9 protein-coding genes and 1 riboswitch are annotated in these 11580 nt (G+C 70.3%); of the genes, 1 reads left to right on the top strand and 8 read right to left on the bottom strand.

All coding sequences use genetic code 11. The features are described 5' to 3' along the window. Positions 1 to 163: 163 nt before the first annotated feature. From gcvP to WA805_RS14285, 7 genes are all read right to left on the bottom strand, one after another. On the bottom strand, positions 164 to 3049 hold the full coding sequence (gene gcvP, locus WA805_RS14315; RefSeq protein WP_425242563.1) for an aminomethyl-transferring glycine dehydrogenase: 2886 nt from the start codon (positions 3047 to 3049) through the stop codon (positions 164 to 166). A gap of 55 nt (positions 3050 to 3104) precedes the next feature. Then, positions 3105 to 3206, bottom strand: a riboswitch (glycine riboswitch). Positions 3207 to 3229: 23 nt separating this feature from the next. Then, positions 3230 to 3826 (bottom strand): MerR family transcriptional regulator, encoded by a 597-nt coding sequence (locus WA805_RS14310; protein ID WP_422274060.1) that lies wholly within the window; start codon positions 3824 to 3826, stop codon positions 3230 to 3232. Positions 3827 to 3956: 130 nt separating this feature from the next. Further along, a complete protein-coding gene (locus WA805_RS14305; RefSeq protein WP_422274058.1) occupies positions 3957 to 4427 on the bottom strand; it encodes a bifunctional nuclease family protein in 471 nt (156 codons plus the stop codon). Positions 4428 to 4525: 98 nt separating this feature from the next. Beyond that, the gene (locus WA805_RS14300; protein WP_422274056.1) at positions 4526 to 5287 is read right to left on the bottom strand and encodes a MerR family transcriptional regulator; all 762 of its coding nucleotides are present in this window, start codon (positions 5285 to 5287) and stop codon (positions 4526 to 4528) included. Then, positions 5284 to 5853, bottom strand: coding sequence for an FHA domain-containing protein (locus WA805_RS14295; RefSeq protein WP_422285341.1), 570 nt, complete (start codon positions 5851 to 5853; stop codon positions 5284 to 5286). The genes WA805_RS14300 and WA805_RS14295 overlap by 4 nt, the downstream gene beginning before the upstream one ends. A gap of 356 nt (positions 5854 to 6209) precedes the next feature. Continuing rightward, positions 6210 to 8708, bottom strand: a complete 2499-nt coding sequence (locus WA805_RS14290) for a sugar phosphate nucleotidyltransferase (RefSeq protein WP_422274052.1) — start codon at positions 8706 to 8708, stop codon at positions 6210 to 6212. Continuing rightward, positions 8705 to 9298: a CDP-alcohol phosphatidyltransferase family protein gene (locus tag WA805_RS14285; protein ID WP_422274050.1), complete on the bottom strand. Its 594-nt coding sequence runs from the start codon at positions 9296 to 9298 to the stop codon at positions 8705 to 8707. The genes WA805_RS14290 and WA805_RS14285 overlap by 4 nt, the downstream gene beginning before the upstream one ends. A gap of 245 nt (positions 9299 to 9543) precedes the next feature. On the opposite strand from WA805_RS14285, the gene WA805_RS14280 reads away from it, so the two are divergent. Continuing rightward, positions 9544 to 10941, top strand: a complete 1398-nt coding sequence (locus WA805_RS14280; RefSeq protein WP_425242562.1) for an FAD-dependent oxidoreductase — start codon at positions 9544 to 9546, stop codon at positions 10939 to 10941. 219 nt (positions 10942 to 11160) lie between these two features. On the opposite strand, the gene WA805_RS14275 is transcribed toward WA805_RS14280, so the two are convergent. After that, positions 11161 to 11580: DinB family protein (locus WA805_RS14275; protein WP_425242561.1), on the bottom strand; the 420-nt coding region annotated here is incomplete at its 5' end.

Here is an 11580-nt window from a genome sequence, read left to right as displayed (position 1 = left end):
GTGTAGCAGCGGGAACCGCGACCTATCCATGGATAGCGCTCAGCCTAATACCACGTGTTGTAGCCACGCGGCTACTTTACGGTTACCGCGTGACCGCTTTGCTGCGGCTTTACACGTTTATCGATGGCTACTCGAAGGCTTGCTCTTATTCGAAGGCTTGCTGTTACTCGAAGGCCTGCGGGGGCGGGCAGGCGCAGACGAGGTGGCGGTCGCCGTACGCCTGGTCAATGCGGCGCACCGGTGGCCAGTACTTCGCCCGGCGGCGTGCCGGGAAGCCTGCCGCCCCGGCCGGGCCGGGGTAGCCGCCCTCGGCGGGCGGGTACGGGTGCTTCCACTCCCCCGCGATCAGCATCTCCGCGGTGTGCGGCGCGTTCTTCAGCGGGTTGTCGGTGGCGTCGCGCTCGCCGCTGGCGACCTTGTCGATCTCGGCCTTGATCGAGATCATCGCGTCGCAGAACTCGTCGATCTCGGCGAGGCTCTCGCTCTCGGTCGGCTCGATCATGAACGTGCCGGCCACAGGGAACGACATCGTGGGCGCGTGGAAGCCGTAGTCGATCAGCCGCTTTGCCACGTCCTCGACGGTGATCCCGCCTGGCAGCCTGCGCAGGTCCACGATGCACTCGTGGGCGACGAGGTCGTCCCGGCCCGCGTGCAGCACGGGGAAGTATGGCGCCAGCCGGCGGGCGACGTAGTTCGCCGAGAGCACCGCCACCTGGGTCGCCCGCCGCAGGCCGTCGGCGCCCATCATCGCGATGTACGCCCACGAGATCGGCAGCACGCCCGCCGATCCGTAGCGGGCGGCCGCGACCGGGCCCGCTTCGGAAGCGCCGGGCAGGAACGGCGCCAGGTGGGCGCGGGCCGCGACCGGACCGACGCCCGGGCCGCCGCCACCGTGCGGGATGCAGAATGTCTTGTGCAGGTTCAGGTGCGACACGTCGCCGCCGAGCAGCGCGGGCGACGCGAGGCCGGCCAGCGCGTTGAGGTTCGCGCCGTCGATGTAGACCTGGCCGCCCGCCTCGTGCACCAGGTCGCAGACCTCGGTGATCGTGGTCTCGTAGACGCCGTTAGTGGAGGGGTAGGTCAGCATGATCGCCGCGACCCGGCCGTCGTGCGCCGCCAGCGCCGACCGCAGCCCGTCCAGCGAGATCGCGCCGTCGGCGCCGCATTTGACGACCGCTACCCGGAGCCCCGCGAGGACCGCCGACGCGGCGTTGGTGCCGTGCGCCGACTCCGGGATCAGGCAGACGTCCCGCTCGCCCTCGCCGCGCGACTGGTGGTAGCCCCGGATGGCGAGCAGGCCGGCGAGTTCGCCCTGGGAACCGGCGTTCGGCTGCAGGGAGCAGGCGTCATAGCCGGTGATGGCGCACAGCCACGCCTCCAGTTCGCCGATCAGCTCGAGGTAGCCGGCCGCGTCCCCGGCCGGTGCCAGCGGGTGCAGCCCGGCGAACTCCGGCCAGGTGATGGCCTCCATCTCGGCCGCCGCGTTCAGCTTCATCGTGCAGGACCCGAGGGGGATCATCGACCGGTCGAGCGCCACGTCGAGGTCGGACAGCCGCCGCAGGTAGCGGAGCATCGCGGTCTCGCTGCGGTGCGCGCTGAATACCGGGTGGGTCAGGAACTTGGAGGTGCGGGCCAGCGCCGCCGGGATGGCGTCCTCGTCCGCCGCGACCAGCACCACGTCGCCGCTGTCCAGCCCGCTGCCGACGAGGGAGGCGACCACGTCGCGCAGGTGCGCCGGGGTGGTCGTCTCGTCGCACGCCACCTGCACCACGCCGTCGCCCGCGTCGTACAGGTGGTAGCCCGCCTCCGCGGCGCGCCGCACGGCGCGGCGCGCCTCGGCCGGCCCCGGCAGCAGGACCCGGATGGTGTCGAAGGAGACGCCACGCCCCGTTCGGAGACCGTAAGAGCGGACGGTGGCGGCGAGGGTAGCGGCGCTGCGATGAGCACCCCGCGCGATCGCGGTCAGGCCATCGGCCCCGTGGTAGCAGGCGTACATGCTGGCCGCCACGGCGAGCAGCACCTGGGCGGTGCAGATGTTGCTGGTGGCCTTCTCGCGGCGGATGTGCTGCTCGCGCGCCTGCAGCGCCAGCCGGTACGCGGGGTGGCCGTCGGCGTCCATCGAGACGCCCACGAGGCGGCCAGGCAGCTGCCTGCGCAGGTCCTCGCGGACGGCCATGTAGGCGGCGTGCGGGCCGCCGAAGAACATCGGCACGCCGAACCGCTGCGTGGAGCCGATCGCCACGTCGGCGCCTAGCTCGCCGGGGGGCTTGAGCAGCGTCAGCGCCAGAATGTCGGCGGCCACGGTTACCGTCGCGCTAGCGGCGTGGGCGGCCTCGATCACGGGGGCGAGGTCGCGGACTTCTCCGGACGCGCCGGGATACTGCAGCAGGACGCCGAAGGCCCCGTTGATGGCCCCGCCGAAGTCCGTTTCCGCGGTGAGCGGGACGATGCGAAGGTCGATGCCGAGCGGCAGCGCGCGGGTGCGCAGCACGTCCAGGGTCTGCGGGAGGCAGTCCGCGTCGGCGAGGAAGACGTTGCCCGCCTTCGGTCCGGCGACCCGGCGGGCGAGCGTCATCGCCTCCGCGGCGGCGCTGGCCTCGTCGAGCAGGGAGGCGTTGGCGACCGCCAGCCCGGTCAGGTCGGCGACCATCGTCTGGAAGTTGAGCAGCGCCTCGAGGCGGCCCTGCGAGATCTCCGGCTGGTACGGCGTGTAGGCCGTGTACCAGGCGGGGTTCTCCAGCAGGTTGCGCCGGATCACCGGCGGCGTGATCGTGCCGTAGTAGCCCTGCCCGATCATGGAGACCCGGACGGTGTTGCGGGCGGCAATCCGCCGCAGTTCCGCGAGGGCCTCCTGCTCGGTCCGCGCGGCGGGCAGCGTCGCCAGCGACGCGGGCGGCCGGGTTCCCGGCGGGAGCGCGGCGGCAGTCAGGTCGTCAAGGGTGGCGTAGCCGAGTGCGGCGAGCATGGCCCGCTGGTCTTCGGCCGACGGGCCGATGTGGCGTGCCGCGAACAGATCACGAGCGGTGAAAACGGGCAAATCGGCGGTCAAAGGAGCCTCCCCGATCAGGGCTCCCCGTCTGTCACCGATCCGGCTCCAGAGTCGCCTGTCCCGCCTGGTCCTTGGTGCCTGAGAGGTTCCGGGGAAACTGTTGCCCCTTCGGCGCCGTGGTGCGGCGAACGCCCACGGTCTCTCCCGGGCGGGATAACTGGCTGTAACGCGGTACTGAGTCTAGCCGATCATGACCTGGCTGGCAGGTAACCCGATCTTGCGCGTGCGGCGCGCCGTGAGCTCGTCGGGGTTGCCGGTGACGATCAGGCCGTCCTCGGCGCGGACGGCGGGCATCTCGGCCAGTTCGCCGGCGACTTCCTGCCAGACCCGGCCGAGCGCGATGCCGAACACGCCCTGCCCGCCGGCGAGCAAGTCGACCACCTCGTCAGGCGAGGTGCACTCGTACACGCTCACCCCGTCGCTCATGAGCGTGACCTGGGCGAGGTCCTCGCTGCCGTGGTCACGCAGGTGCTGGACCGCGGCGCGGATCTGCTGCAGCGAGATCCCGGTGTCCAGCAGCCGCTTGACGACCTTGAGCACCAGGATGTCGCGGAAGCTGTACAGCCGCTGCGAGCCGGACCCGTGCGCCGCGCGGACGCTCGGCTCCACCAGCCTGGTGCGGGCCCAGTAGTCCAGCTGGCGGTAGGTGATCCCGGCCGCGTGACAGGCGGTCGGCCCGCGGTAACCCAGGTCGGCGTCGCCATCGAAGAGCGTGCCCTGACCCGTGCCCTGACCTTGGCCAGCCCCGGACCCACCCTTTGTTACCGACACGGCCACCTCCTGTGACTATCTCCGGCATTCGCACCGTAAGCCGCCCCGGGTCACACGTCAACGATCACCGACGGCGCGTCGCCACATTAACGGACGAAACGGGGCAGCTCACCTGTCACCAGGCAAGACGCGGAGCTCAGGTGGAGCGGCCGAAGTCCTCGGGAGAGATCGTGTCGAGAAACTCGCGGAACTTCTCGACCTCGTCCTCCTGCTCGTCAGGGATCGCCACGCCGGCCTCGTCGAGGATCTCGTCGGTCGCGAAGATCGCCGCGCCGGTACGGAGCGCCAGCGCGATGGAGTCCGACGGCCGGGCGCTGACCTCGGCTCCGTTAGAGAACACCAGGTCGGCGTAGAAGATCCCGTCCCGCAGGGCGGTGATGTTGACCGTGCGCAGCTGCACGTTCAGTACCTCGAGCACGTCGCGGAACAAGTCGTGGGTCAGCGGGCGCAGCGAGACCATGCCCTGCTGGGCGAAGGCGATCGCGGTCGCCTCTACCGCCCCTATCCAGATGGGCAGGTAACGGTCTCCCTGCGCCTCTTTCAACAGGACGATCGGGCTGTTGGACGGCATCTCGACCCGGACGCCGACGACCTCCATCCGCCGCACTAGAGCTCCGTCCTCCCACGTGCCGTGCGACGCCCGCCATACCCGACGACCGGCGACGCTAAGCCAACCGAATCACTCTTCTTGCCAAACTACACCCGCTATCGCCCGGACGCCGACCGGAGTCCCGCCGGTTCCCTGGGCACGTTGTGTGGTGTACCCGCCGCAGGTGGCCCCGATGCGAGCCCGGCATCGGTAAGTCCGTCTTCGACCAGCGTGGCGTGCAGCCTGGCGATGTGCGCGGCGACGTCGCGGGCGGCGCGCAGCGCGGGCTCGCGGCTGCCCTTCTGCCTGGCGAGCGGCGCGACCACCTGTTCTACCAGGGAAATCTCGCGGTCGGCGGCCGCCTTGACCGCGCGGAGGTGGCGTGGCTGGATGCCGTACTCGCGCACCGCCACCGCGCAGCGGACGACGGTCAGCGCTTCGGTTCCGTATGCCCGCGCGTGGCGAACAAGGCCGTAGTCCTCGAGCTCGGCGAGCAGCACCTCGTCGGCGCCGGTCGCCTCGAGCAGCTCGCTGCGGGTCAGCGCGGCGGCGGACGCGGCCGCTCCGGCGCCGCCGTCACCGGACAGGGCGTCGAGCCGCTCCTTGATCACCCGGAGCGGCAGGTACTCGTCGCGCTGCGCGGTCAGGATGAACCGCAGCCGTTCGATGTCGGCGACCGCGAACCTGCGGTAGCCGGACGAGGCGCGCTCGGGCGCGATGAGGCCCTCCGCCTCGAGGAACCGGATCTTCGACGGGCTGACGTCAGGGAATTCCTGGCGCAGTTCTTCCAGCACCTGTCCGATGCCGACGAGAGCCCGGGCAGAGCCGCCGCGTGCCGGTATACCGCGGGCGAGCGCCGAGCGGTCGCCGCCCGTCATGCGTAACCCTGCGCTCCAGGTCCCCGACGCCTGCCGACTTCCGGGCTGCGGGTCAGGAACAGCAGCCGGAACTTGCCGATCTGCACCTCATCGCCCCCGAACAACTCGGCCTCCTCGATCCGCTCCCGGTTTACGTAGGTGCCATTCAGGCTACCAACGTCACGCACGGTGAACCGGTCACTCCCGTGCCGGTAGAACTCGGCGTGTCGCCGGGAGACCGTCACGTCGTCGAGGAAGATGTCGCTGTCCGGATGGCGGCCGGTGCTGGTGAAGTCGTGGTCGAGCAGGAAGCGGCTGCCCGCGTTCGGACCGCGGAGCACGACGAGCAGCGCGGTGCCCGGCGGGAGCGACTCGACGGCGGAGTAGTCGGGCGCCAGCTCGTCGGCGTACTCGGGCTCGCCGGCCACCGGCGAGATCATCGAGGTCGTCTCGCCAGGACGGTCTCCCTGGCCGGCCGCGGGCCAGCTTCCGGTCGCGGCGCGGGTCAGCGGGGCACCGCAGTTCGAGCAGTACCTGGCCCCCTCGGGGTTCGGCCGGCTGCATCGCGCGCAGTACACACCTGGCATAGCCTCGCTCGGCCTCCCCTCTCCTGGCATGGTACCTTCGCGCAGCATCGTTTCCGGCGACGATGCCAAAGGTACCTGTGCGGAGGGCTGCCGGTCCATGCGCCACGCGAAGAGCCGGCGTAGCCCGCCTCTGGGCGCGCCGTCGCGTTCGCGACCTTTCCGCCACACAGCCGCTTCACCTCCGGTAACGGGCGCGACGACAGCTCATCCGGCGCGCGCAGCCCATACCTTGCGCACCGCGAATCCGCACGTCTGCGTAATCAATACAGATTACCTGAATGAGGGGGGGTTATTAGCCGCTGTTAACGGGATTGCCCCTGGCTGGCGACGTAGCTGACCGTCTGACCAGCCAGCCCTCACTGGTCGGCCTGCTCCACGACCGTCGCCCACTCGTCGAGCAATAGCTGCGCGTTGTCGGCATCGGTGCCCTCCGCCCACAGATGGGTGACCGCGTCGGCCGGGTCTGGCAGCACGAGCACCCAGCCCCGGTCGGGATCGATGATCCGCACCCCGTCGGTGGTGTCCACCGACTGGTCCGCGGCCGCCTCGACGACCGTCCGCATCACCGATCCCTTGGCCGCCCACGGCGTGGGTATCGACCGGCGCAGCAGGTGCGCCTGCGGGATGCGGGCGTCGATCTGGCTGAGGGTCAGCCGGGTCCGCGCCACCAGCCCGAGCAGCATCACGAACGCGGTGATCCCGTCGACCGTCCGCGCGAACGACGGGACGACGAACCCGCCGCGCCCGTCGGCCGCGAAGATCACGTCGTCGGCCGCGGCCGCGGTCGTCAGCGCCTCCTGCGACGTCCCGGTCCAGGTCACCTGGACACCGTGGAACCGGCAGACCTGCTCGGCCACCCGGGTCGTGTTCACCGGCAGCGCCACCCGGCCGCGCCGGCGCTCGGCCGCCACCAGGTCGAGCACGACGAGGAGGGCACGCTCGTCGCTGACGAGGGCGCCCTGCTCGTCGACGAGCTGGATCCGCTCGCCGACCGGGTCGAAACGGACCCCGAACGTCGCCCGGGACGACGACACCACCTCGGCGAGCCGCTGCATGCCGGCGCGCTGCTGCGCGACGGTCTGGGTCGGGGTGACCTCGTCGAGCCGGTTGTTCAGCGTGTGCACCTCGACGCCGATGCGGCCGAGCAGCGTGGGCAGCACCAGCGACACGGTGCCACCCGCGCAGTCCGCCACCACCTTCAGGTCTGCGTCGCGGACCCCGTTCAGGTTGACGGAGCGGAGCAGCTCGTGGGTGTACCACTCCACGACGCGCGGCGGGTAGGACAGCTCGGCGATCTCGCCAGGGAACGCCCGCCGGAACTCCTGCCGGGAGAACACCCGCTCTAGCCGTCGCTGCGCGGCCTGGGACAGCTCGGCCCCGCGCTCGTCGAGGAAGATGATGTCGATCGACTGGCTGTCCCCCGGCGTGGTGCGCAGCGCGATGCCGCCGCTGTAGTCAGACCGCGCGGTCTCGTACCGGGCCACCGGCAGCGGCAGCGCCTCCAGGTCCATCACGTTGATCGCGCTCGCGTTGAGCGCGCTCTGCACGGCCCGCTTGAGGGTGCGGGCGGCGCGGGATACGTCGCGGGACGTGGTGACTGTCGACCCCTTCTTAAGCATGGTCGCGTACGCGGAGGCCAGCCGGACGCACAGCTCGGGCGTCACCTCCACGTTGATCAGTCCGGACACGCCGCGCTGGCCGAACAGCGTGCGCTGCCCCCGCGACTCCCACACCACGCTGGTGTTGACGACGGCACCCGCCTCGATGGTCTTGAACGGGTAGACCTTCACCCCGGCGGAGATGTACGCCTCGGGCTCGACCACGCACTCGTCGCCGATCACCGCGGCCTCCTCGATCCGCGCCAGCCGCATCACGTCGGTGTTCTTGCCGACCACGCAGCCGCGCAGCGTGGTGCCCTGGCCGACGAACACGTTGTTGTGCACCACCGCGCGGTGGATGAACGCGCCCTCCTTGACCACCACGTTGGCGCCGATCACGCTGTACTCGCGGATGGTCGCGCCCGCCTCGATCTTCGCGTAGTCGCCGATGACGAGCGGCCCCTTCAGCACCGCGTCCGGGTCCACGTCGGCGCCCTCGGCGATCCACATGCCGGGCGAGACCTCGAAGCCGGCGATGTCGACCTCGACCTTGCCGCTCAGCACGTCCGCCTGGGCCTTCATGTAGCTCTCTAGCGTGCCGACGTCTTCCCAGTACTTGTCGGAGATGTAGCCGAAGATCGGCGCACCGCGCGCCAGCAGCTTGGGGAACACGTCGTGCGACCAGTCGACCGACTCCTTCGCCGAGACCTCCGCCAGCACCTCGGGCTCCATGATGTACACGCCGGTATTCACCGTGTCGGAGAACACCTGCCCCCAGGTCGGTTTCTCGAGGAACCGCTGGATCCGCCCGTCCTCGTCCGCGATCACGATGCCGAACTCCAGCGGGTCGGGCACCCGCGTGAGCCCGACGGTGACCAGGGCGCCGTTCTCCTTGTGGAACCGGCACATCTCGGTCAGGTCCATGTCCGTCAGCGCGTCGCCGGAGATGACCAGGAAGGGGCTGTCCTTGAGCGCGTCCTCGGCGTTCTTCACGCTGCCCGCGGTGCCGAGCGGCATCTCCTCGGTCGCGTACTGCAGGAACATGCCGACGTCCTCGCCGTCACCGAAGTAGTTCCGCACCAGCGCCGCGAGGAACTGCACGGTGACGATGGTCTCCTCGAACCCGTGCCTCTTGAGCAGCCGCAGGACGTGCTCCATGATCGGCCGGTTCGCTACCGGCAGCAACGGCTTGGGCTGGTTGGCGGTCATTGGGCGGAGCCGAGTGCCCTCACCGCCCGCCATGACGACGGCCTTCAAGACGTAGCCGCTCCTTCCATGCCCGATTCCCTCACAAGGTCTCTTACCTGCGTGAGATACAGCATCGCCGCCCACCAGTACAAGGCGATACCCCAGATGGCGAACGCCCACCCGAGCACGCGGACGACCTCGGCCGTCGTCCCGCTGTGAGCTCCGAGGAACAACAAGGGAAACGCATACATAAGACACAAAGTTGCAGTTTTGCCAACAAAACTCACCTGGAGCGCACCGTAGACCGTGCGGCGCTGCAGCACGAGTAGGGCGACCCCCACGATCAGCTCCCGCCCGGCGATCGCGCCGAACAGCCACCACGGCATGATCCCGCGGACGGCCAGCGCGATGACCGTAGCGGCGATGTACAGCCGGTCGGCGGCCGGATCGAGCAGCGCGCCGAGCCTGCTTTGCTGGTTGAGCATCCGCGCCAGCTTCCCGTCGAGCCAGTCGGTGATGCCGGCCAGCCCGAGGATGCCCGCCGCGATCAGGTCGCTGGTCGCGGTCCGCGGGCCGAGAACCAGCCAAAGGAACACGGGAACGCCGAGCAGCCTGGCGGCGCTCAGGGCATTCGGCCAGGTAACGATTCGGTCACCCACGCCCTGATCCTAAGCGGAACCCGATCCAGGCGTACGACCGGGTAGGGCACTTAACCGCCCACTCCTCCGCAAAGTTCTCACGTACGTCGGCTCCGCTTTACCATCCGCTGCTGTGGTCACAAAAATGGGGGTCCGGATTCCACAAAATCGCGCACCCTAGCGGCGAAAGACTGGGGTTCCCGTCATTCGCCCGCCGTGCGAAAGTGGGCCCCATCGGGGTATTCGCACGAGGGGGTCCAGTTGAAATGCCACGCGTCATTGTCGTGGGCGGCGGCCTCATTGGCCTGGCCACGTCGCTGCTGATAGCGAAGCAGGGGCACGACGTCACCGTCCTGGAACGCGACCCTGAGCCGCCGCCGAAGACGCCGGAGGAGGCGACCGGCGACTGGGCCCGCCCGGGAGTCATGCAGTTCCGCCTGGTGAACTTCCTCCTGCCGCGGGGCAGGCAGCTGCTCGACGAGCACCTGCCCCAGGTGACGGCCCTGCTGGCCGCCTCGGGCGCCCCGCATCACAACGGACTCGCCACCATGCCGCCCAGCGTCACCGATCGTGCGCCGCGGCCTGGCGACGAGCGGTTCGCCACCCTGGCCGCGCGCCGTCAGCTGCTCGAGTACGCGATGGCCACCGTCGCGGAATCGGCCGTGGACGTCCGCCGCGACGTGCACGTCACCGGACTGCTGTCCGACGGGCGCCGACGGGTGACAGGCGTCCAGCTGCGCGGCTCTGAGCTCCCCGCCGACCTGGTCATCGACGCCTCGGGCCGCCGGTCGCCGCTGCCCGGCTGGCTGGCCGCCATCGGGGCCGACGCCCCTGCCGAGGAATCCGAAGACCTCGGCTTCGTCTACTACGGCCGCTTCTTCCAGGCGCCGCCCGACGCGGGCGGACCGCTGCCGATCCCTGCGGGCCTGTTCCACTACGACTCCTACTCGGTGCTCGTCCTCCCTTCGGACACCGGCACCTGGAGCGCGACGATCGTGCTCAGCGCGCGCGATCACGCGCTGCGGGGACTGCGCGAAGAGGCCGGCTTCACGAAGCTGATCAGCGCCTGCCCGATGCACGCCCCGATCCTGAACCTGAAGCCGATCACCGGGATGCTGGCCGCGGCCGGCATCTCCGACCGGCTGCGCCGGACCGTGATCTGCACGGCGCCGGTCGTGACCGGGCTGCTCACCGTCGGCGACTCGTGGGCATGCACGAACCCGTCGCTCGGCCGCGGCATTTCCATCGGCCTCATGCACGCACTGGCAACCGCGGAGGCCGTCGGCGCCCACCTCGACGATCCGGCCGCCCTGGCGGTGGAGCACGACCGGCTGACCAGGAAACGGGTCCTGCCGTGGTACCGGGCGACGACGCAGGTGGACCGGCAGCGCGCCGCCCAGGTCGCCGCGGCCATCGAAGGCCGCCCTCCGGCCCTAGCCCCGGCCAGCCCAGAGGTCCAGGTCGTGCAGGACGTCTCGGCCGCCATGATGGTGGACGCGGACGCCTTCCGCGCGTTCCTCGAGCTGACCTTCATGCTGGCGCTCCCGGAAGACCTCGTATCCCGCCCCGGTTTCGCCACCCACGTCAGGACCATCGCCGCGGCCCTGCCGCCGTCCCGGTTCCCGGGCCCAAACCGCCAGGAACTCCTGGCCATGCTGCCGTAGCAAGCAAGGCTGTCGTAGCAGCAGGCTGGCGGGCGGGCGCCGCGCTGCGGCCGCTTCTTGCTGTTATCATCGAAGGTTGGCTAACGCTGGGGATTTGGCCCCAAATAGGGGCCGGATCTTCAGCGCTAACGGGCCGCGCTTGCGCTTCTTGCTGTTATCAGCGGAGGGGTGCGGGCGGAGGGGTGCGGGGCGGAGGGGTGCGGGCGGAGGGGTTAGTGGCTAGTCGCGCCAGCGGTAGAGGTCGCGGAGGAGCGAGATTTCCGCGCCGTGGTGCAGCGCTTCGCGGTTGATGTGGAGGATAAGCTGCGCCATCGGCTCGGCGGCGAACGGGCCTTCGGCCTGGCCGATGGGGCGGGCCAGGCCCTCGGGGTCCAGGGCGGCGACGCCCGCCGCCCACGCGGCGTAGGCCGCGTCAAGGCGGGACAGCGCGGTGGCCGCGTCGCCCGGGTAGTCGTAGGTCTGGTAGCTGATCGCCGGGCCGCCGAAGTGGGACGCGGCGCGCTGGCCGAAGACGCCGACCTGCAGGTGGGCCAGCCGCCAGGCGATCGTCGTGACGGGCGACGGGTCCGGCTCCGGCCAGGCGTAGTCGCAGGTGAAGTCGCCGGAGCCGAAGGCGGTTTCGGCCTTGGAGGTGCCGCG

This window comes from Trebonia sp. (assembly GCF_049794275.1).
Taxonomy (GTDB): domain Bacteria; phylum Actinomycetota; class Actinomycetes; order Streptosporangiales; family Streptosporangiaceae; genus Trebonia.
Note: the sequence above shows the minus strand (reverse complement) of the source record. Positions and strands in the feature narration are given on the sequence as shown.